Below are 20,927 nucleotides of genomic sequence, written 5' to 3'. Positions count from 1 at the left end.
AAATTTTTCAAACTAAATTGGAGACAGCATTTCATGCAACTCGACGCCATCGACCTGCGCATTCTGGATGAGCTGCAACGCGACGGGGCCCTGTCGAACGTGGAGCTCGCGCGCCGCGTGCACCTGTCGCCCTCGCCTTGCCTGGCGCGCGTGAAGCTGCTGGAAACCCGGGGCGTGATCGACCGCTACGTGGCGCTCGCCAACCCCAAGGCGCTGGGGCTGGGGCTGAACGTGTTCATCTCGATCAGCCTGCGCACGCAAAGCAAGCAGTCGCTCGCCGACTTCGAGCAGCGCATCGCCGAGCACGACGAGGTGATGGAGTGCTACCTGATGACGGGCGACCGCGACTACCTGATTCGCATCGCGGTGGCCGACATGGCGGCACTTGAAAAATTCATCATGGAACAGCTCACGCCGATTCCAGGGATCGAGAAGATCCGCTCGAGCTTTGCGCTCAAGCAGGTCAGATACAAGACGGCGCTGCCGTTGCCGACAGCGCCGTCCTGAATCTTCAGCTGCGCCGAAGCGCGAGGCTTACAGGCCGATCAGGCCGCCGTCGTCCTTCGTGATCACCACGGTGGCCGAGCGCGGACGTGCGTTGCCGCCCTGCGGCCAGTGGCTCAGGTACTTGGTCGGATCGCCGATGTCGCTCTTGACGGTGTTCTCGCCAGGGTGCTGGATGTTCACGAACAGCGCGCGGCCGTCGCCCGATTCGGCAATGCCGGTGATCTCGCAGTCCACCGGGCCGACCAGGAAGCGGCGCAGGCCGTCGGTGCCCGGGGCCTTGCCGACGAAGGTCGCCTGCGTGCCGGTGGTGCCGCCGTCGACGTTGGTGATGGTCTTGGCCGCGCCGTCGCCGACCGTGCCCGGCAGTGCCGCGAGCAGCATGCAGTTGGTCACGTCGGTGTACTTGCCGTCGTCGGTCTCGATCCACAGCAGGCCGGGCGCAGCCTGGCTGAACCACATGCCGTCAGGGCTGGAGAAGTCGTTGTCGGCACCGAGCACCGACAGGTTCACGTCGGCCGAAGCGGTCGAGCGCGCGCCGAACAGGTACACGTCCCACTTGAAGGTGACGGCCGCCGGGTCGCCGCCGGTGTCGGCGAAACGCACGATGTGGCCGTTCGGGTTGCCCTTCTGCGCGGTCTGGGCCACGCCCTTGGGGTCGTTGTACGAGCGCGGGTTGGCCGCGTCGGTGCCGCCCACCGGACGCGCCGTGTTGTTGGTGAGGGTGACGTACACCTCGCCGTTCTTCGGATTCACGGCGGTCCATTCCGGACGGTCCATCCTGGTGGCGCCGGCCGCGTCGGCCGCCAGGCGCACGTTCACCAGCACGTCGGCCGCGTCGGCGAAGGCATAGGTCGGGTAGGCGGCCGTGATGCCGTTGATGCCGAGCTTCAGCTCGAGCCAGTCGCCCGTGCCGTCGGCCTTGAACTTGGCGACGTAGAGCTTGCCGTCGTCCATGTACTTGTCGCCGGCCGCGATGCCGCCGCCCACGTCGGCCGCGTCCCAGGCCTTGGTCGAGACGAACTTGTAGATGTACTCGTTCTGCGAGTCGTCGCCCATGTACCAGACCAGCGGCTTGCCGGCCACGACCGGGCCGAGGCAGGCGCCTTCATGGCCGAAGCGGCCCAGGGCGGTGCGCTTCTTGGGCGTGCTGCCGGGCGTGAACGGATCGATCTCGACCACCCAGCCGTAGGTGTTGGCGCCGTTGCGGAAGTCGTCTGCCGAGGTGGCGCCCAGCACTTCGGTGTTCCAGCGGCCGTAGAGGTTGTCGGGCGTGTCGGGCGTGACGGTGGCCCACAGCTCGCGGCCGGTGCCGGCAACGCCGTAGCGGCCGAAGGCGGTGATTTCCTTGGGCGTGCGGTTGACGTTGTCGTTCGCGGCGATGCGGCGGAAGTAGCCGGCCCAGTTCTCCTCGCAGGTCAGGTACGTGCCCCACGGCGTGGTGCCGTTGGCGCAGTTGTTGACGGTGCCGCGGGTCTTGCTGCCGTCGGTCGAGAACTTGGTCTTGAGGACGTCGGTCCTGGCGACGGGGCCCGAGAAGGTCATCTCGGTGAGCGTGTGGACGCGGCGGTTGAAGGTCGAGTCCTGCTTGTAGCTCCAGGCGGAGCCGGCCTTGTTGACCTCGATCACGCTCACGCCGTGCAGGTAGAACTCGCGCAGCACTTCGTCGGCGACGGTGCGCACGGCGGCGTTGCCGGAGCCGGTGCTGGTCTGGCCGGTGGGGTGCAGGAACACGGGCGTGATGGCTTCGTGGTTCATCACGAGCAGGCCGCGCGCGGCCGCGGCGGTTTCCCACTTGTTCGACGCGTTCATGCCGAAGTAGGTCATGCCGTCGTGGTGGTCGCCGGCGCGGCGGTCGAAGGTGTTGCCGGCGTCGGTGCCGTTGTTCGCATACGCCGACACGCCCGTGGCGATCGGGTCGCCCAGGCGGTACAGCACGCTCGCGGTGTAGCCGGCGGGCACGGCGACGGCATCGGCCAGGGTCTTGCCGACGGCGTTGAAGTTGAGCTTGATCGGGGCCGGCGACGGCGGGGGGGGCGGCGGCGCGGGAGGTGCGGGTGCGGGTGCGGGCGGCAGCACGGGGAAGGCGACGCCGCCTCCGCCACCGCCGCCGCAGGCCTGCAGCAGCGCCGTGCCGGCAGTGCCGACGCCGAGGCCGAACAGGTGACGGCGGCTCAGGCGCGAGGCGATCAGGTCGGTGAACGAGGGGTTCGACGTGGGGTTGGTGCCGATGTCGTCGAGATCGACCGAGGGATCGTCGGAGCGGGTGTTTGCGGTCATGCGCAATGTCTTTCTTCGTGGGATGGAAAGGAAACCAGCCCGCGAAGTTAGGCACTTCGTATGACGCTTCTGTGAATCACTCAGGTTCTCGTCAGGTTGAATCGATCTACCTGACAAGCCTGCGCGCTCAATACGTGATCAACGCACGGTCAGCCCACGGTCAAGGCGCCGGCAATTGCCGCGGCCACAGCGCCCACAGGCGCAGCGGCTGGTTCATGCTCGCCGCCAGCCGTCCGGCATCGGCGCCGGTGCCCGCGAAATAGTCGGCGCGCACGGCGCCGAGGATGGCGCTGCCGGTGTCCTGCGCCACCACCAGTTTCTGCAATTGCGCCGCCGGTCCGTTGGACGCAAGCCACACCGGCGTGCCGTAGGGAATGCTCTCGCGGTCGACCGCAATGGAACGCCCCGCCGTCAGCGGCACGCCCTGCGCGCCGCGCGGGCCGAAGGCTGCATCGACCTCGCTCATGGTCTCTTCACGGAAGAACACGTAGCGCGGGTTGCTCCACAGCAGTTGCGGCACGCGCTGCGGGTTCTGCGCGGCCCAGGCCTTGGTGTCGTCGGGCCACTTGCCGACCTTGCTCACGCCCTGGCTCATGAGCCACTGCTGCACGCTGCGGTACGGCTGCTCGTTGGTGGCCGCGAACGCCATGCGCACGGTGTGCTGGTAGCCATTGGCCTCGGTGATGCGCAGGCGCCCCGAGCCCTGGATGTGCAGCATCAGCGCGTCGATGGGGTCGGCCATCCACGCGATCTCGCGCCCGCGCAGCGCGGCCTGCGCCTCGGGCAGGGTCTCGATTTCCTGGCGCGTGTACCAGGGGCGGCGCGGCGCGAGGCCGTCGGGCGCCTGGTAGATCGGCACGTTGAAGGTGGCGGTGGGCACGCGCGAGGCCTCGTACACGGGCTCGTAGTAGCTGGTGAGCTTGCCTTCGGTCTGGCCGTTGAGCGCCTCGATGCGGTAGGGCTGCAGCCGGTCGGTCATCCACTGGCGCTGCTCTTCGGGGGTGGCGATGGTGAGCTGGCGCACGTCGCGGCACAGCGGCGCAAAAGCGGCGTTGGGGCGCGAGCAGTTGGCCAGCAGCGCGATCCACGCCTCGTGCAACGGGTCTTCGCCGAAGCCGGGCAACTCCGACCAGCCGACCGGCACCCAGCGGCTCTTGGGGTGCGCGAGCGAGCCGGTGAGCGGACCGAGGTCGCGCGGCGGGGTGACGGCGGGGGGGCGGGTGGGCGCATCGGGTGCGCGCGGGCCGGTGGAACAGGCCGCGAGCGTTGCTACGATCACAAGCCCGACCAGCCACTGGAGTCCATTTCTCATGGGTTTGATTCTGCTTGAAGCCCTCGCCGCGGGACTCGTGTTCATCTTGATCATCTGGTGGACCATGTTTTCCGGCCGAAACAAGGGTGAATTGCACGACGAGGACGACGCCGACGGCGGCCGCGATGCCACCGACAGGAACCCACCGCCGAAACCGTGAATTGCTTGTGTAGCCCGACGCCGCGCCGCTCTGTCGGAGAAGCACCTCAATGCTATTACTTTAGTAGCAATCATCGCAGCATTCATGGGCGATTGCGAAGCTTTTCTTATTTTCCATAGGGCTTTCAGGCCGTACCATCGCATGCCCCCCCGGCGCTAAGCTGTGTCCCGCTTGAATCAACCTTGAAAGGGATCGCCATGAAAAAGTTCGTACTTGCCACCTGTGCCACCGCCATCGTCCTGTCCGGCTGCGCCGGCGGCATGACCGACACCCAGCGCAACACCGGCATCGGTGCCGGCATCGGTGCGCTCGGCGGCGCGGCCATCGGCTCGGCCACGGGCGGCAACCGCGGTGCCATCGGCACGGGCGCGGTGGTCGGCGCGGCAGCCGGCGCGCTCGGCGGCTACCTGTGGTCGCAGCGCATGGAAAACCAGAAGCGCCAGATGGAAGCCGCCACGCAAGGCACCGGCATCGCCGTCACGCAAACCCAGAACAACGAACTGAAGCTGCAGATTCCGAGCGACGTGTCCTTCGACGTGGGCCGCGCCAACATCAAGTCGAACTTCGCGCCCGTGCTCGACCAGTTCGCCAACGGCCTGCGCAACAACCCGAACGCCGAGGTGCGCATCATCGGCCACACCGACAACACCGGCTCGGACGCCATCAACAACCCGCTGTCGGTCGAACGCGCCACCAGCACGCGCGACTACCTCGTGGCGCGCGGCGTGAACGCGGCGGCCTTCCGCATCGAAGGCCGCGGTTCGCGCGAGCCGATTGCCGACAACAACAGCGACGCGGGCCGGGCGCAGAACCGCCGTGTCGAGATCTACGTGGGTGAACGCGGGCCGCGAGGCTGATCGGCCTCGCCGCAGCACCGCAGCACCACGTCACCCACAGGGAAACCGGCCGCGCCGAAAGGCCGGTTCCCGCCGCCATTCCATTGGTCCATAGAGAGGGAAATTCATGAGGAAGTTTGTAGTTGCCAGCGCCGCCGCGGCCGCACTGATGTTCATCGCGGGCTGCGCTTCGCAGTCGACGCCGCCGGCAGCCGCCGCGCCGGCCGCCGCACCGGCAGCGCCAGCCAACAGCTGGACGGCCCGCCTGGCCGCGCTGAAGACCGACCTCGAAGCCTCGACCAAGGGCACGGGCGTGGTCATCGAGCAGACCGCCGACAACCAGCTGCACGTGGTGATCCCGAACGAACTGTCGTTCGACACCGGCCGCTCCAACGTCAAGCGCAACCTGGCGCAGGTGCTCGACAAGGTCGCCGAAGGCCTGAAGAGCGCCACCGCCGCCAGCGTGCGCGTGGTCGGCCACACCGACGCCACGGGCAGCGAAGAAGGCAACGAGCGCCTCTCGGTGAGCCGCGCGGACAGCGTGCGCAACCACCTGGTGGCGCGCGGCGTGTCGACCACGGCCATCACCACCGACGGCCGCGGCTCGCGCGAACCGCTGGCGGACAACGCAACGGCAGCCGGCCGCGCGCAGAACCGCCGCGTGGAAATCTTCGTCGCCGAAAAGGCCTGAAGCGCTTGAAGGGCCTGAAGCGTTGGAGGGCCTGGGCCTTTAAAGGTCCCTGAGCCGGTTCGCCAGTTCGACGGCCGACTTCACTTCCATCTTGTCGAACACGCGCGCGCGGTGGACCTCCACCGTGCGCACGCTGATCGCGAGCTGGTCGGCAATCAGCTTGTTCGGCAGCCCCTCGACCACGAGCCGCATCACGTCGCGCTCGCGGTCGGTCAGCTCGGCGATGCGCTCGGCCAGCCCGCGGCGCAGGCGCTGCACTTCCAGCGCCTGCAGCGACGCATTCAGCGCATGCTCGATGCGGTCGACCAGCGCGTTGTCCGAGAACGGCTTCTCGCAGAAATCGAAGGCGCCGCGCTTCACCGCGTCGACGGCCGTCGGCACGTCGGCATGGCCGGTCAGGAAGATCACCGGCATCGCCGGCAGCAGGCCGCGCTCCACCAGCCGGTCGAACAGCACCAACCCGCTGGTGCCGGGCATGCGCACGTCCAGCAGCAGGCACAGCGGCTGCTCGGGCAACGGGCCCTGGTCGAGGAACTGCTCGAACGCCTCGGCGCTGCCGAAGTGCTCGCTGGCCAGGCGCCGCGAGCGCAGCAGCCAGGCCAGCGCCTCGCGCACGCTGGCGTCGTCGTCCACGATAAAGATCAAGCCATCGATCAGCGGTTGCATGCCATGAGGTCCAGCGGAAGTTGGGTTGTCTGAAAGCGCCGTCAGCCCGCGGCCGGCAGCGTGAATCGGAAGATGGTGCCGCGCGGCTTGTTCGGCTCGAACACCAGCGCGCCGCCGTGCTGTTCCACCACCGTGCGGCACAGGCTCAGGCCGAGCCCCATGCCGTCGGCGCGCGTGGTGAAGAAGGGCGTGAACAGTCGCTGCGCCACAGCCTCGCTGATGCCGCTGCCCAGGTCGGCGACCGAGAACGCGATCCAGCGCCGGCCGTCTTCCTGCCCCGTGCCGCCCACCGCCACGGCACGCGCCACGCGCAGGCGCAGCACGCGGCTGCCCACGTTGTCGGGGCTGTCCATGGCCTGCATGGCATTGCGCGCCAGGTTCAGCAGCACCTGCTCGACCAGCGTGCGGTCGCACATGGCCGCGGGCAGGCGGTCTTCGAGCACCACCTCGATGATCACGCCGAGCTTGCGCGCCTGAAGCCGCACCAGCGGCAGCACCGCGTCGATCAGCGCCTGCGGCGCCACGGCCTCGCGCGTGCGGTCGCGCCGACGCACGAAGTCGTGCACGCTGCGAATCACCTGGCCCGCGCGGTCGGCCTGCTCGGCGATGCGCTTGACCGCCATCGCCACCTCGCCCTGGTCGCCCTTGGCGTTCGGCCCGAGCAGGTTGAGCGAGCCGCTGGCGTAGCTGGCAATGGCGGCCAGCGGCTGCGTGAGCTCGTGGCTCAGCAGCGAGGCCATCTCGCCCACCGTGGCCAGGCGCGCGCTGGCCTGCAGGCGCTCCTGGCTGGCGCGCGAGAGCTCCTCGATGCGGCGCTGCTCGCTCACGTCGATGAACGCGCTCATCCAGCCGGTCTGCACCCGGTGCGCGTTGATCAGCGGCGCCTCGAAGATCAGCACCGGAAAGCGCGTGCCGTCCTTGCGCATGAAGACCGACTCGAAGCCTTCGCGCGGCGGCATGCCGCCCGCGAGCCGCCTGGCCTGGCGCTGCTGGTACTCATGCGCCAACTCGGTGGGCCAATAGGGTGCCTCGGGCGCGTCGGCGCTGTCGGCCATGAGCTCCTCGGGGCTGAAGCCCACCATCTCGCAGAAGGCCGGGTTCACGTAGGTGATGCGGCCCTGCAGGTCGCGCGCGCGCAGGCCGGTGATGACGGAGTCTTCCATCGCCTTGCGGAATGCCAGCGCGTCGGCCAGGTCGCGCTCGGCGCGCAGGCGGCGGCGCGTGTCGCGCGCCAGCAGCACCAGCACCGACACCAGCGCGATCGAGATCGCCGTGACCAGCGCGGTGAGCATGTTCGGGAACAGGTCGGGCGCGGCGCGCCAGCCGTCGACGCGCAGCATCAGCGCGGTGCCGGGCAGGTCGATGAGCTGCTGCGCGGTGAACACCCGCGTGCCGGTGCGCCGCGAGGTGCCCAGCGCCACCAGCCGCGTGCCGTCGGCCTCGGTGAAGGCCACTTCCTGGCCGCGCGTGAGCGTGGGGCCGACCAGCTCGATGAGCGCGTCGCGCAGCGAGTAGCTGCCCACGAGGTAGCCGCCCGCGTCGATCGGCACGCACAGCTCCATCACCTCGACGCCGCCGCCACCGGCAATCGGCACGTAGTGGCTCGGCGAATAGGCCGGCGCACCGAGCTTGCGCGCGGCGGCGCAGGCCAGCGCGACGTCGGACTGCTCGGCGCCGCGGGTCGTCTCGTCGAGGATGCGCATGCGGTAGGGCGTGTTCACGGCCTGCCGCGGGCGCAGCGCGGCGTCGCGCCATTCGAGCCGCAGCCATTCGCGGTGCTCGCGCAGCAGCGCGGCGGCCAGGTCGGGCCACTGCGCGGGATCGGCGCCGGGCGCCTGCGTGGCGCGCAGGCTCTGCGCATTGCGCTGGAAGCCGCTGCGCAGGTCGGAGACGGCATCGGCCGTGTCGCGGTCGAGCGCGGCCTGCACCTGCTCGACCTCGTGGCGGCCCGCGAGCCACACCACCGTGACCAGCAGCGCCGACACCAGCACCGCCAGCAGCAGCCACAGGAACCAGCGCTGCCACAGCGAGCGCAGCCGCGCGAGCGCCAGCAGCGCCCACCGCTGCGGTGCGACGGTCAGCAGCGCATCGGAGGACATTGCTAGAGAACGCAGTGCGACAGCACGGGCAGCTGCGTGCGCGTGCGTGCGACCTGCGCGGCGTCGATGTCGAACAGCACCACGCCCTCTTCGCTGGCCTGTTGCGCCACCACCGTGCCCCAGGGGTCCACCACCAGCGACTGGCCCCAGGTCTGGCGGCCGTTCTCGTGCGTGCCGCCCTGCGCGGGTGCGACCACCCAGGCCAGGTTCTCGATGGCGCGGGCGCGCAGCAGCACCTCCCAGTGCGCCGCGCCGGTGGTGCGCGTGAAGGCGCTGGGCACCAGCAGCAGGTCGGCGCCCTGTTTGGCGAGCGCGCGGTACAGCTCGGGAAAGCGCAGGTCGTAGCACACGCTCATGCCCACGCGCCAGCTGTGGCCGTCGCGCGAAGGCAGCTCGAACACCACGGGCTCGCTGCCCGGCGCGATGACGCGGCGCTCGTCGTAGCGCTCGGTGCCGTTGTCGAAGAAGAAGAGATGGATCTTGTCGTAGCGCGCCACGCACTTCCCTTCGGGCGAGAAGGCCAGCGAGCTGTTGAACACGTGCTCGGCGTCGGTGCTCTCGATGGGCAGCGTGCCGCCCACGATCCACAGGCCGAACTCGCGCGCCGCGTCGGCCAGGAAGCCCTGCACGGTGCCCGCGCCGGCGGTCTCGCGCAGGCCCAGCTTGTCGGTGTCGCGCGCGCCCATCATGCAGAAGTACTCGGGCAGCACCGCGAGCTCGGCGCCGGCCGCGGCGGCCTGCGCGAGCAGGTCGTGGGCGCGCGCGAGATTCACTTCGCGGGCGATGGCGGACACCATCTGGATGGCTGCGACTTTCATTGGGTGGTCTCCGATTTCCTGCCTTCGTCCGCGGTGGCGGGGCCGCGCAGCCCAGGCAGCCCTGGCAGCGCCGGCAGCCCCGGCGGCAGCAGCTGCAGCGACCGCGGCACCTTCGCTATCTTGGGGTCGGCCCAGCTGCCTTCGATGTGGAACTCCTGCGTGGCGGCCGCCGACAGCGGCTTGCTCAGCACCCATTGGGCCAGGAAGGTGCCCAGGCCGATGGCGGGGTTGATGGCCGTGGCCACCAGCGCGGCCGTGCCGGCGGTGATCTCGGGCACCACCACCACGCGCAGGTCGGTGGTCTCGCGCACGATGTCGGCCGAGCCGTCCATCAGCGCGGCGGCGTTCACGCCCTTCATCTGCAGGTTGTTGGTGCTGGCGATGCCGTTGCTGATCTTGGCGTCGCCGCGCACGAAGTCGAAGGCGAAGCCCTGGCTGAACACGTCGCGGAAGTCGAGCGTGAGCCGGCGTGGCAGCGCCTGCAGGCTCAGCACGCCGAGCAGCTTGGCCAGGCCGGGGTCGGCCTTCAGGAACTGGCCCTGCTCCACGTCGACCTGCAGCTGGCCGCCCAGGCTCGGATAGTCGAGCGAGAACGGCGAGCCGCGCCAGTTGACGTCGCCCTCCAGGCGGCCCTTGCCGCGGCGCAGCACGCCCGGCATGCCGAAGCGCGTGAGCAGCTCGCCGGCGTCGGCGATGTCGAGCTTGAAGGTCATGCCGGTGCGGCGCTGGCCTGCTGGACCGCCGCCCGCGCCGGGCATGCCCGCCCAGGTGCCCTTGGCCGCGAAGCTGGCCTCCGGCGTGGTGAAGGCGAGCTTGTTGAGCGCCCATTCGCGGCCCGCGCCGCCGCGGTTGACGGCGTCGATCTCGGCGCGGCCCAGGCGCTTGCCCAGCAGCTCGAAGTCGTCCACCACGATGTCGAGCGCGGGCAGCGTGTCGGGCTGCTCGTCGAGCAGGGTCTCGACCTGCGTGGCCTCGCTCGGCGCGATCTTCAGCCGCGCGAGCCGCGCGTACAGCCGGCCGGCCTGCGCGTGGCGGTATTCGGCGTAGCCGCTGAGCTCGGTGGCATCGATGTTGGCGCGCCACAGGGCGCCGTCGCGCGTGCCGCCCAGCACCACGTTGTGCAGCGTGCGGCCCGCAATGGCGAGCTGCTGCGCGCGCACGGCGATGCGCGTGGGCAGGTAGGCCAGCGCGGGGTCGTCGGCGCGCTCGGTGGCTTCCGCGGACGCGGCGCCGCCGGCCGCGGCCGTGGCTGTATCGCCGAGCAGCCCCTGCCAGGCGCCCATGTCGAGCTTGGCGACGTTGATGTTCGCGAACACGCCCTTGTCGGGCAGGCTGGCCGTCTCGCCGGCCGCGAGGCCCACGCCGATGCTGCCGCGCGCCACCCGCACCTCGTTGCCGGCCAGGTCGCGCACGTACTGCACGTTGCCGATGCGGCCGAGGTCGAGCGAGAGCTGGTCCTGCGTGGCGGTGCCCACGGGCACGGTGCCGCCCTGCCTGGCTTCCCGGGTTTCGCGCGCCAGCACCTTCTTCTCGATGCGCAGCGGCATCTGCTCCTCGGCGCTCTTCACGAGCGGCGGCGGCAGCTGCAGCGCCAGGCCCTGCAGGCTGCTGGTCAGCGAGAACTCGGGCGTGCCGTCGCGCATCGAGAAGGTGGCGGCATACGGCGTGCTGCCGGTGGCCTTCTTCGCGAGGCGGGCGAGCCAGTCGACCTCGCGCGCGTTGCGCAGGCCGTCGGCGGTGGCCGTGCCCTGCGCCTTCAGCGCCACCTCGCGGTTGGGGCCGGTGAAGCGGCCGCGGCCCTCCAGGCGGATGTCGCCGCCCAGCAGCCTGGCCTGCACGTTGGCCAGCGCGAAGCCGGTCTCGGTGAAGTTGAGCGTGCCCTTGGTCTGCGTGAAGGTCGGCGCCTCGGGCACGATCTGCAGCTCGTTGTCGGCCAGCACCACGCTGGCCTGCACCTTGGCGTTGTCCATGGCCGCGAGCGGCAGCTCGAGGTGCAGCTTGTAGTCGGCCGAACCGGTGGCGCGCGCGCGCATCATGATCTCGCCGGTTTCGCCGGCCAGCGGCGCGCCCGCGCGCAGCACCTCGGCCAGCGGGCCCCTGGCCTGGGCGTCGACGCGCAGCAGCGAGGCGTGGTGCGACATGTCGGCGATCTGCGCCTCGGCCTTGGTCACCTCGACGCCGGACGCGCCCACCAGCCGCCCGCGCGCGTTGCGCACCAGCATGCCGGCACGCTCGAACACGAGCTCGCCCGACAGCGCGGTGAGCGGCGGCCACACGGGCGGGGGCATGCCGTTGCGCGCGGCAGTGGCCGATGCGCTCGAGCTGGCAGCGGTGGTCCCGGTGGTGGCCGGCACGCGAGGCGGCGCGTAGGCGTAGTCGACATCGGCCACCTTGGCCACGATGCGGAAGTCGCCCAGCTTCGGGTCCATGAAGGGCATGTCGTGCAGGTCGCCGCGCACGCGGAAGTCGACGCTGCTGGCAGTGCCCTTGGTGACGGCGTTGCGCACGTAGTCGCGCGTGTGCTGCGGAATGTCCAGCGGCAGGTAGCGGAACACGCGCGTGCCGTCGGCGCGAGTCAGCTTGCCCTGCAGGTCGAGCACGCCCGGAAAGCGCGCCTTGCTGCTCGAGGTGGCCGGGTCGCTGGTGCGCCAGCTGGCTTGGGCGTCGCCTTCGGCGTCGGCGTTGGCGAAGCTCAACCTGGACAGCTGCAGCTGGGCGTTGCCCTTGTCGAGCTTCCATTGGAGCTGAGCCGTGAGCCGGTCGATGGGGATCACCGGCTCCTCGAACACGCCGGGGAATTCGAGCGTGCCCTGCGCGATGGCCAGCGCGGCGGTGCCACCGGTGTGGGTGGCGTCGAAGTCGATGGTGGCGCCGCTCAGGCCGGGCGTGCCGGGGTGGACCTTGGGCGGGGTGGCATTGGCGGCGTTAGCCGAGTTCGCCGCGTTTGCCGAATTGCCTGCGTTGGCCGTGGCGGTCGCAGCGGTGGTGGTGGGCGTGGCGGTGGTGGTGGTCGTGGCTGGCGCGTCCGTCGCGCCGGGCTGCGAGGCCACGCGCAACCCGCTCACGCGGCCCTTGGCCTGGTAGCGCTCGGGCGCGCCGAGCGAGCCCTGCCAGTTGAGGTCGATGTGCTCGACCAGCCCGCGCGGCGCGTAGGCGTCGAGCATGCGGTGCGTGGCGGCCCCGAGCGGCAGCCGGTCGGCGATGAGCGCCAGCGCGGCCAGGTCGAGGCGGTCGGCGCGCAGCGCGCCGTGCTCGGGCGTGCGGCCCTTGTTGGGGGAGTGCTGCAGCCACAGGTTGCCGCCGGGCCAGCGCATACCGTCGCTGGTGTCGAACTGCAGCGCGGTGGTCGAGAACTCGAGCGTGTCCGCGGTCAGCTGCCCGGCCAGGCGGCCGGTGACGGCGCGCAGCACCAGCGGCGGCAGGTCCTTGCCGAGCGAGACGTCGACCTTGTCCAGCCCGAGGTCGGCCGCGCCGCCCACGACCTGCCCGTCGTCCACGTCGGCCCACACGCGCAGCGCGCCGTTGCCTTCGCGGATGCGCGCGTCCAGCGACACGTACTGGCCGAGCCGTGTCACGTCGATGTAGGGCAGGTCGGCATAGAGCTGGCCGTCCCAGGTCTGCCAGTGGCCGGTGCGCATCGACAGCAGCGGCTGGCGGAACTGCCCGCGCAAGGTGAAGCGCTCGCCCCACCCGGCCGGCGGGGTGGCGTCCAGGCGCAGGCCGTGGCGCCGGCCGCCGTTGCGCGCGACGAAGCGCACGTCGGTCAGCAGCAGCGGTTCGGCCTGGCGCTGCTCGTCGGTCCAGCGCACGGTGCCGCCTTCGATGACCAGTTCGCGCTGCGCGAAAAACCAGTCGGCGCCGCGGGTTTCTCCGGTCGTGTCGGTCGCCATGTGCAAACCAGCCACATGGAGTTTTCCCTGAGTGTCGCGGCGCACATCGAGCTGCGGACCTTCGATGTAGAGCTGCTCGAGATTGAGTCGCCAGAGCGAGCGCGGCGACACGCTGGCCACCACGCGCACGAGGCGAAGCGCCTCGCGGTTGCCGGCATCCTGCAGCGTGACGTCGCGCAATTCGAAGGCCGGAAAAAGCCCTTCGGAGCGGGCGGTGATCGAGCCGATGCGAACCGGCACGCCGATGGCCTTGCTAGCCTGTGCCTCCAGAGCGCCGCGAAAATCACCGATTCGCGGCACAATCCACGCGTGTAGGACAACGACTGACAGCGCCAGCAGAAGCCATGCAGCGATCAACAGACCCAACAGCCAGCGCGCTGTCACAGCGGTGAATTTGAGCAGACGTGAAGGGGAAGACACCGTGTCGTTCATTGAGGATCGCGCTGTGTCGGGAATTATGACCGCCAGCATTCAGAGGGGTTCCACGGAAACCAGCATCAGTGTGAACCAGTTGCCAGCCACTCCAACGCCAGCCGCGCAGGTCGCGTCGTCTTCCTACTCACGCTTCGTGCAGCGCCTGCGTCGCAGGTATGCGGCCGAGCTTTCATTGCTTCCCCCTGGCGCGCCGCGGCGCGATTCGATGACTGTGGCTTACGAGGCATTGCGCCAACGTGGGGACAGCGTGGGCGATGCGCTTCGGATTGTGCGGCAGCTCGTGATGGAGCGGCTTGTAACTCTTGATTGCGACGCGCAGGCGCCGCTGGCCGTGGTGACCACGGCCGTCACCGAACTCGCCGAGTTCGCGCTCGACATCGCGTGCCAGGACGCCTGCCACGAACTCGACGCGGTGCACGGCGCGCCGCTCGGCCCCGAGGGCCAGCGCTCGCAGCTGTGGATCGTCGGCATGGGCAAGCTCGGCGCGCGCGAGCTCAACGTGTCGAGCGACATCGACCTGATCTATCTCTACGACGTCGACGGCGACACCCGGGGCGACGCCGTCGGCCGGGGCAAGCTGTCGAACCAGGAATACTTTGCGCGCGCCGTGAAGCGCATCTACGCGCTGGTGGGCGACACCACCGAGCACGGCTTCGTGTTCCGCGTCGACCTGGCGCTGCGGCCCAACGGCAACTCGGGGCCCAGCGTGGTCTCGCTGGACGCGCTGGAGGAATACTTCCAGGTGCAGGGCCGCGAATGGGAGCGCTTCGCCTGGATGAAGAGCCGGGTGGTCGCGCCGCGCGACATCGTGCTCGCCGGCCAGGCCCAGGGCCTGCGCGGCGCGGTGCTGCCCTTCGTGTTCCGCCGCTACCTCGACTACAGCGTGTTCGATTCGCTGCGCGTGCTGCACCGGCAGATCCGCGAGCAGTCGGCGCGCCGCAGCGCGGGCCGCCCCGAGCGCGCCAACGACGTGAAGCTGTCGCGCGGCGGCATCCGCGAGATCGAGTTCACCGTGCAGCTGCTGCAGGTGGTGCGCGGCGGCCAGTTCCCCGAACTGCGCACGCGGCCCACGCTGGACGCGCTGCAGCGCCTGGCGCGCGCCAACCTCATGCCGCAGGAAACCGCCGATGCGCTGGCCTCGGCCTACGAGTTCCTGCGCCGCGTGGAGCACCGCATCCAGTACCTGGACGACCAGCAGACCCACGTGCTGCCGGTGGCCGACGACGACCTGCGCTGGATCGCCCAGACCATGGGCTATGCCGACTGCTGCCCGTTCCTGGCGCAGCTCGACACGCACCGCGAGTTCGTCGCGCAGGAGTTCGACAAGCTGCTCGGCGGCGAGAAGCCCTGCAACGGCAAGTGCAGCGGCAAGAAGGCCGCCGCGCCCGCCGACCTGGCCGACCTGCTCGACGACCTGCCCAGCGCGTTCGCCGAGCGCATCCGCGACTGGTGCGAACAGCCGCGCGTGCTGGCCCTGCGCGAGGAAACCCGCGTGCGGCTTCGCCAGCTGGTGCAGCGCACCGGCGTCTGGCTGAAGGAACCCGACGGCGACGGCGAGGGACAGACGCCGCGCCACGTCGATGCCGCGCTGCGCTGGGCCGACTGGATCGAGCCGCTGATGCGCCGCGAAAGCTACCTGGCGCTGCTGGTCGAACGCCCCGCCGTGCAGGAGCGCCTGCTGCGCCTGCTGGGCTCGGCCAAGTGGCCCGCGCGCTACCTGATGCAGCACCCGGGCGTGATCGACGAGCTGGCGAGCGACGAGATGCTGTCGGGCCGCTTCGTGGCCGCCGAGTTCGAGCGCGAGCTCGAGGCGCGCCACGCCTCGCTCACCCGCACCGGCGAAGCCGACGAGGAGCGCCTGCTGAACCTGCTGCGCCACGCGCACCACGCCGAGGTGTTCCGCACGCTGGCGCGCGACGTGGACGGCCGCATCACCGTGGAACAGGTGGCCGACGACCTGAGCGCGCTGGCCGACACCACGCTGCGCGTGACCGCGCGCTGGTGCTGGCCGCATGTGCGCAACCGGCACCGCGAGGTGGCGCAGTTCGCGATCATCGGCTACGGCAAGCTGGGCGGCAAGGAACTGGGCTACGGCAGCGACCTGGACATCGTGTTCGTCTACGACGACGACGACGAGCGCGCCGGCGAGGTGTACGCGGCCTACGTGCGCAAGCTGATCAACTGGCTCACGGTGAAGACGCGCGAAGGCGACCTGTTCGAGATCGACACGGCGCTTCGGCCCAACGGCAACTCGGGCCTGCTGACCACCAGCTTCGAGGCCTACGAGAAATACCAGCTCGGGCGCGGCAGCAACACCGCCTGGACCTGGGAGCACCAGGCCATGACGCGCGCGCGCTTCGTGCTGGGCAGCGAGGACCACGGCGCCGAACTGGGCGCGCGCTTCGACCAGGTGCGCGAAGCCGTGCTGGTGGCGCCGCGCGACCGCGAGGCGCTGAAGGCCGAGATCATCGCGATGCGCAACAAGCTGCGCGGCGCGCGGCCGGTGAAGGCCGACCGCTTCGACGTGAAGCACAGCCCCGGCGGCATGGTCGATGCCGAGTTCGCGGTGCAGTTCCTGGTGCTGTCGTCGTCGGGCGATCACCCCGAGCTGATTCCCAACGTGGGCAACATCGCGCTGCTGCTGCGCGCCGAACTGGCCGGCCTGCTGCCCGAGGGCGTGGGCCGCAGCGCCGCACGCGCCTACCGGGAACTGCGCCGCGTGCAGCATCGCGCGCGCCTGAACGAAGAACCGACGCAAGTCACCCCGCCCGCACTGGCCGCCGAGCGCGACGCCATGCTGGCGCTATGGAAGGCAGTATTTGGCTGACGGCATCCGCTCCCCCATGACCACCGCGCTGGCCGCCTGCGCGGTGGCCGTCGCCGTCTTTCTCGCCGGTTGCGCGAGCGGCCCGCGCGGCGGCAGCAGCGGCGGTGGCGTGGCCAGCGGCCGCGACGGCCCCGGCGCGAACATTCCGCCGAACCTTGCCAGCGTGCCCGACGCCGAGCCCCGCATCGAACCCATCCGCACCAGCGGCGGCACCAGCAAGCCGTACGCGGTGCTGGGCCGCGGCTACGCGCCGCTCACCGACGACCGGCCGTTCCGCGAATCGGGCATGGCCTCGTGGTACGGCACCAAGTTCCACGCGGCCTCGACCTCGAGCGGCGAGCCGTACGACATGTACGCCATGACGGCCGCGCACAAGACGCTGCCGCTGCCGAGCTACGTGCGCGTGCGCAACCCGGCCAACGGGCGCGAAGTGATCGTGCGCGTGAACGACCGCGGCCCCTTCGTCGACGGCCGCGTCATCGACCTGAGCTACACGGCCGCGCTGAAGCTCGACCTGCTGCGCGGCGTGGCGCCGGTGGAGATCGAGCGGATCACGAACGAGGACATCCGCACAGGCGCCTGGCGGCGCGAGTCGGACACGGTGTACGCCGCTGCGCCAAGCGCAGCAGCTGCAGCGCCGCTGGCCGTTCCCGTTCGCATGCCGCCCACGCGCGTGGCGAGTTCACAGCAGCAGGTGCAGGTACCGGCCCAATGGGCGGTACCGGTTGCGGCCACCTACAACGACATACCGCCGCCAGCCTCGACGATGCCGGTCGTGCCGCAGACGCCGATGAGCACGACCACGACCACGCCGCCCAACGGCGGCGCGGAATCGGCACAGTGGCCGCCGTCCACTCCGCCGTCGCGCCCGGCCATCGTGGTGAACGAGCTGGCGCCGCTGGAAGCCGCGCCATCGTCGCCACCGCCACTGCCGCCCGGCGCGCCCGCACCGTCCACCGCCTTGCAGGGTTTCTGGGTGCAACTCGGCGCGTTCCGCGAAGCGGACGGCGCGCAGACCCTGCTGAACCAGGCCGCGCGCGGCCTGCCGTCGCTGGCACCGCAGTTGCGCGTGTTCAGCGAGGCCGGCACGCACCGGCTGCAGGCCGGGCCCTTCCCGTCGCGCAATGCAGCCGGCGAAGCGCTCGCGCAGCTGCGCGACAACCTGCACATCTCGCCGATGGTGGTGGAGCGCAAGTAGGCCGAGGTTCGGCGCAGCGCAGGCTTCAGGCCAGCGGCTTGACCGGCACCGGCAGGCGCATGCCGACGTTCAGGCGGTTCCAGGCGTTGATCTGCGCAACGGCCACCGACAGCTCGGCGATTTCCACGTCGCTGAAGTTGGCCTTCAGCGCGGCGAATTCCGCTTCGCGTTCGTCATGGCTGTCGGCCAGCCGCGTGAGCGACTCGGCCCAGGCCAGCGCGGCGCGTTCGCGCGCGTTGAAGAAGCTCACTTCGCGCCACGTGGGCAGGCTGTTGATGCGCTGCCACTCCTCGCCCTGCGCGCGCAGGTCGCGCACGTGCATGTCGAGGCAGTAGGCGCAGCCGTTGATCTGCGAGACGCGGGCGAAGACGTAGTCGACGAGCACCTTGCCGAGCGTGCTCGGCTCGAGGGTGGTGTTCAGCGACAGCAGCGCCTCGAAGGACTTCGGGACGAGCTTGAACCAGTTCAGGCGTGCGGTGGTGTTCATGAATTGCTCCAGTGGGTTGCGATGAAATCTGCTTACCCAATGAAGACGGGCGACAGGGCCGCCCTGTGACGCGCGCGCGATCTATTTCGAGGAAAGAAGCTGCGCGATGCGCGCGAGCTTGTCGGGGTTGCGCTGCACGCGGATGCGCACGATGCGGTCGTTCTCGATCTCGAAGGTCTGGGCCGATTCGAGTTCGCCGTCGATGAAGCGCAGCATGCCGGGCTCTCCGTTGATCTCGACGATGTCCATGTGCACCGCCGGCCCCATGCGGCGCCACAGCGAGAAATAAAGCTGCGCCAGGCGCTGGCTGCCGCACAGGACCTTGTCGAAGGTCTGCACCTTGCCGCCGCCGTCGCCGATGAGTTCGGCGTCTTCGCTCATCAGCGCCTTCAGCTCCTGCAGGCTGCCGCGCGCCGCGGCGTCGGCAAAGGCGCGCAGCAGGCGCTGGTGGGTCTCGCGCGGCACGCTGAAGCGCGGGCGCCCTTCCTGCACCTGGGCCTTGGCGCGGTGCACCAGCTGGCGGCAGGCCGCCTCGGTCTTGCCGAGGGTGCGGGCCACTTCGTCGTAGTCGGCGTCGAACACCTCGCGCAGCAGGAAGGCGGCACGCGCCTCGGGCGCGAGGCGCTCGAGCACGGCCAGGAAGGCGACGGAGATGTTGTCGGCGCGCTCGAGCAACTGTTCGGGCGTGGCCGGGGAGTCGGGCATGCCGGTCAGCGTGGGCTCGGGCATCCAGGCGCCGATGTAGTGCTCGCGCTGGACCTTGGCGGCGCGCAGCCGGTCGATCGACAGCCGGGTGACCACGGTCACGAGCCAGGCTTCGGCGCTGTCGAAGGTGTCTTTGGCGGCCTCGTGCCAGCGCAGCCAGGCGTCCTGCACGACCTCTTCCGCCTCGGCCATGGAGCCGAGCATCCGGTAGGCGATGCCCTGCAGGCGCGGGCGATGGCGATTGAAGGTGAGGGTGGCGTCGTCCATTGGGGGTAGACGGCTGGCATCTTAGGTTTGTGACGCGAGCCCCAAAAAAAATCGCCCCGGGTTGCGGGGCGATTCTTCTTTTTGGCGTTTCCGCGTACGGACTCAGGCGCCCTGGTATTCAGCCTTGGGGCCGAGCGTGGCCGCGACTTCCTTGCGGTAGCGGTTGAGCTCCTGCACGGTCTTGAAGCTGCGGTTCATCAGCAGGCTCAGGTTGTGCAGGATGCGCTCGCCCACCTTGGTTTCCCAGACGGCGTCGAACTTGATCTGCTTGTCGAGCCAGTGCTCGAGCCAGTCGGGGTCGGGCATGCGGCTCTGGATGGTGTCGTTGGGGAACAGCGACTTGTTCACGTGCAGGTTGGTCGGGTGCAGGGCCTGGGCCGTGCGGCGGGCGCTGGCCATCAGGACGCCGACCTTGGTGAACGCGGCACGCGCCTCGTCGCCGAACTTTTCCATCGCACGCTTCATGTAGCGCAGGTAGGCGCCGCCGTGGCGGGCTTCGTCCTGGCTCAGCGTGGTGTAGATGTGCTTGATGACCGGCTCGGTGTGCCACTGGGCGGCGCGGCGGTACCAGTGGTTGAGGCGGATCTCGCCGCAGAAATGCAACATGAGGGTTTCCAGCGGCGGGGCCGGGTCGAAGTCGAAGCGCACCTCGTGCAGCTCGGCCTCGGTGGGCGCGTGCTTGGGGCTGAAGCGCTTCAGGTACTCCATGAGCACCAGCGAGTGCTTCTGCTCCTCGAAGAACCAGATCGACATGAAAGCGGAAAAATCGCTATCGTGGCGGTTGTCGCGCAGGAACATCTCGGTGGCCGGCAACGCCGCCCACTCGGTGATGGCATTCATCTTGATGGTCTGCGCCTGCTCTTCCGACAGCAAGGAAGCGTCGAACGACTGCCAGGGAATGTCCTTGTCCATGTCCCAGCGGACGGATTCGAGTTGTCTGAAGAGTTCCGGATAGAGCATCAATGTCTTTCTTTGGCCGCCGATTTTAGTCGGCCCGTTTGGCGCGACCATGACAGACGCGCGATGATGCGAATACGTGCGCCGTGGCGACACGGATGCACACCCCCTTTTCGAACCCTGGAGTCCGCCATGCGAACCCTCTCCCGACTGTCGACCTTGTGGCGCTGTGCCCCGGCGGTTTCCCTCGTGGCGAGCCTGTTTTCCGCCCTTCCGGCCAGTGCCCAGAGCACCCCCGCGGCGCCCGCTGCGGCAGAGGCTTCCGGGTGCCCCGTGATCCTCCAGCACACCTTCCCGCGGCTGCAGGATGAAAAACCCCAGTCTTTGTGCCAGTACTCCGGCAAGGTGGTGCTGGTGGTCAATACGGCCAGCTTCTGCGGTTTCACGCCGCAATACAAGGGGCTGGAGTCGCTGGACCTGAAATACCGCTCGCGCGGGCTCGTGGTGCTGGGCTTCCCGTCGAACGATTTCGCCCAGGAATCGGGCTCGAACAAGGAAATTGCCGACTTCTGCGAAAGCACCTTCGGCGTGAAATTCCCGATGTTCGCCAAGACCTCGGTGCGCGGCTCCGACGCGAACCCGCTGTTCAAGCAACTCGCCCAGGCCTCGGGCACCACGCCCAAGTGGAACTTCTACAAGTACCTGATCGGGCGCGACGGCAAGGTCGTGCAGGCGTGGTCGAGCATGACGGCGCCCGATGAAAACGGCTTCGTGAACGTCATCGAGAAGCAGCTCGGACCAAATTAAGACTGGGCAGTTCACAAAAAGACGGATCGGTAATATTATTTACCGATG

Annotated in this window: 16 protein-coding genes; 7 read left to right on the top strand and 9 right to left on the bottom strand. The window is 69.5% G+C overall.

All coding sequences use genetic code 11. The annotated features are described in order from the left end of the window. Positions 1–33 precede the first annotated feature (33 nt). Complete coding sequence (locus tag BM004_RS18045) at positions 34–507, top strand: Lrp/AsnC family transcriptional regulator (protein WP_093129033.1); 474 nt, start codon at positions 34–36, stop codon at positions 505–507. Between the two features lie 27 nt (positions 508–534). Here BM004_RS18045 and BM004_RS18040 read toward each other — a convergent pair whose 3' ends face one another. Together BM004_RS18040 and BM004_RS18035 are read right to left on the bottom strand one after the other, a co-directional pair. Beyond that, positions 535–2,784: a PhoX family protein gene (locus tag BM004_RS18040; RefSeq protein ID WP_093129032.1), complete on the bottom strand. Its 2,250-nt coding sequence runs from the start codon at positions 2,782–2,784 to the stop codon at positions 535–537. A 160-nt stretch (positions 2,785–2,944) separates the two neighbouring features. Then, entirely contained in the window at positions 2,945–4,096 is a 1,152-nt protein-coding gene (locus BM004_RS18035) for a murein transglycosylase A (RefSeq protein WP_093215480.1), read from the bottom strand. Here BM004_RS18035 and BM004_RS41455 point away from each other — a divergent pair. The 3 genes from BM004_RS41455 to BM004_RS18025 all read left to right on the top strand — a co-directional run bounded on the left by BM004_RS41455 (position 4,095) and on the right by BM004_RS18025 (position 5,783). Continuing rightward, entirely contained in the window at positions 4,095–4,256 is a 162-nt protein-coding gene (locus BM004_RS41455; RefSeq protein WP_177206529.1) for a hypothetical protein, read from the top strand. The genes BM004_RS18035 and BM004_RS41455 overlap by 2 nt on opposite strands. 197 nt (positions 4,257–4,453) lie before the next feature. Next, positions 4,454–5,113 (top strand): YiaD family glycine zipper/OmpA-like lipoprotein, encoded by a 660-nt coding sequence (locus BM004_RS18030; protein ID WP_093129030.1) that lies wholly within the window; start codon positions 4,454–4,456, stop codon positions 5,111–5,113. A 106-nt stretch (positions 5,114–5,219) separates the two neighbouring features. Continuing rightward, entirely contained in the window at positions 5,220–5,783 is a 564-nt protein-coding gene (locus BM004_RS18025; protein WP_093129029.1) for an OmpA family protein, read from the top strand. Positions 5,784–5,822: 39 nt separating this feature from the next. Here the strand turns inward: BM004_RS18025 and BM004_RS18020 are convergent, their stop codons facing one another. The 4 genes from BM004_RS18020 to BM004_RS18005 are packed head-to-tail and all read right to left on the bottom strand — an operon-like array spanning position 5,823 to position 13,688. After that, positions 5,823–6,449: a response regulator transcription factor gene (locus BM004_RS18020; protein ID WP_093129028.1), complete on the bottom strand. Its 627-nt coding sequence runs from the start codon at positions 6,447–6,449 to the stop codon at positions 5,823–5,825. A gap of 41 nt (positions 6,450–6,490) precedes the next feature. Beyond that, positions 6,491–8,548 (bottom strand): two-component system sensor histidine kinase NtrB, encoded by a 2,058-nt coding sequence (locus BM004_RS18015; protein ID WP_093129027.1) that lies wholly within the window; start codon positions 8,546–8,548, stop codon positions 6,491–6,493. Between the two features lie 2 nt (positions 8,549–8,550). After that, positions 8,551–9,366, bottom strand: a complete 816-nt coding sequence (locus BM004_RS18010) for a carbon-nitrogen hydrolase family protein (protein WP_093215477.1) — start codon at positions 9,364–9,366, stop codon at positions 8,551–8,553. Next, positions 9,363–13,688 carry a YhdP family protein gene (locus BM004_RS18005; RefSeq protein ID WP_093215474.1) on the bottom strand — a complete coding sequence of 1,442 codons (4,326 nt, stop codon included), beginning with the start codon at positions 13,686–13,688 and terminating at the stop codon, positions 9,363–9,365. Before BM004_RS18005 ends, BM004_RS18010 begins: the two co-directional genes overlap by 4 nt. A gap of 25 nt (positions 13,689–13,713) precedes the next feature. Here BM004_RS18005 and glnE point away from each other — a divergent pair, with 25 nt between their 5' ends. Both glnE and BM004_RS17995 read left to right on the top strand, forming a co-directional pair. Next, positions 13,714–16,518: a bifunctional [glutamate--ammonia ligase]-adenylyl-L-tyrosine phosphorylase/[glutamate--ammonia-ligase] adenylyltransferase gene (gene glnE / locus BM004_RS18000; protein ID WP_093215472.1), complete on the top strand. Its 2,805-nt coding sequence runs from the start codon at positions 13,714–13,716 to the stop codon at positions 16,516–16,518. Then, entirely contained in the window at positions 16,511–17,716 is a 1,206-nt protein-coding gene (locus BM004_RS17995) for a septal ring lytic transglycosylase RlpA family protein (RefSeq protein WP_093215470.1), read from the top strand. The genes glnE and BM004_RS17995 overlap by 8 nt, the downstream gene beginning before the upstream one ends. Before the next feature lie 25 nt (positions 17,717–17,741). Here the strand turns inward: BM004_RS17995 and BM004_RS17990 are convergent, their stop codons facing one another. The 3 genes from BM004_RS17990 to BM004_RS17980 all read right to left on the bottom strand — a co-directional run bounded on the left by BM004_RS17990 (position 17,742) and on the right by BM004_RS17980 (position 20,135). Continuing rightward, on the bottom strand, positions 17,742–18,203 hold the full coding sequence (locus BM004_RS17990; RefSeq protein WP_093129022.1) for a carboxymuconolactone decarboxylase family protein: 462 nt from the start codon (positions 18,201–18,203) through the stop codon (positions 17,742–17,744). Positions 18,204–18,284: 81 nt separating this feature from the next. Continuing rightward, positions 18,285–19,175 carry an RNA polymerase sigma-70 factor gene (locus BM004_RS17985; RefSeq protein WP_093129021.1) on the bottom strand — a complete coding sequence of 297 codons (891 nt, stop codon included), beginning with the start codon at positions 19,173–19,175 and terminating at the stop codon, positions 18,285–18,287. A gap of 102 nt (positions 19,176–19,277) precedes the next feature. Beyond that, positions 19,278–20,135, bottom strand: coding sequence for a ferritin family protein (locus tag BM004_RS17980; RefSeq protein WP_093129020.1), 858 nt, complete (start codon positions 20,133–20,135; stop codon positions 19,278–19,280). 129 nt (positions 20,136–20,264) lie between these two features. Here BM004_RS17980 and BM004_RS17975 point away from each other — a divergent pair, with 129 nt between their 5' ends. After that, positions 20,265–20,879 (top strand): glutathione peroxidase, encoded by a 615-nt coding sequence (locus tag BM004_RS17975; protein WP_093129019.1) that lies wholly within the window; start codon positions 20,265–20,267, stop codon positions 20,877–20,879. Positions 20,880–20,927 lie beyond the last annotated feature (48 nt).

Origin of the sequence: Variovorax sp. OK212, from assembly GCF_900112425.1 — a bacterium.
Lineage (GTDB): Bacteria > Pseudomonadota > Gammaproteobacteria > Burkholderiales > Burkholderiaceae_C > Variovorax.
This window is presented reverse-complemented; position numbering and strand designations above follow the sequence as displayed.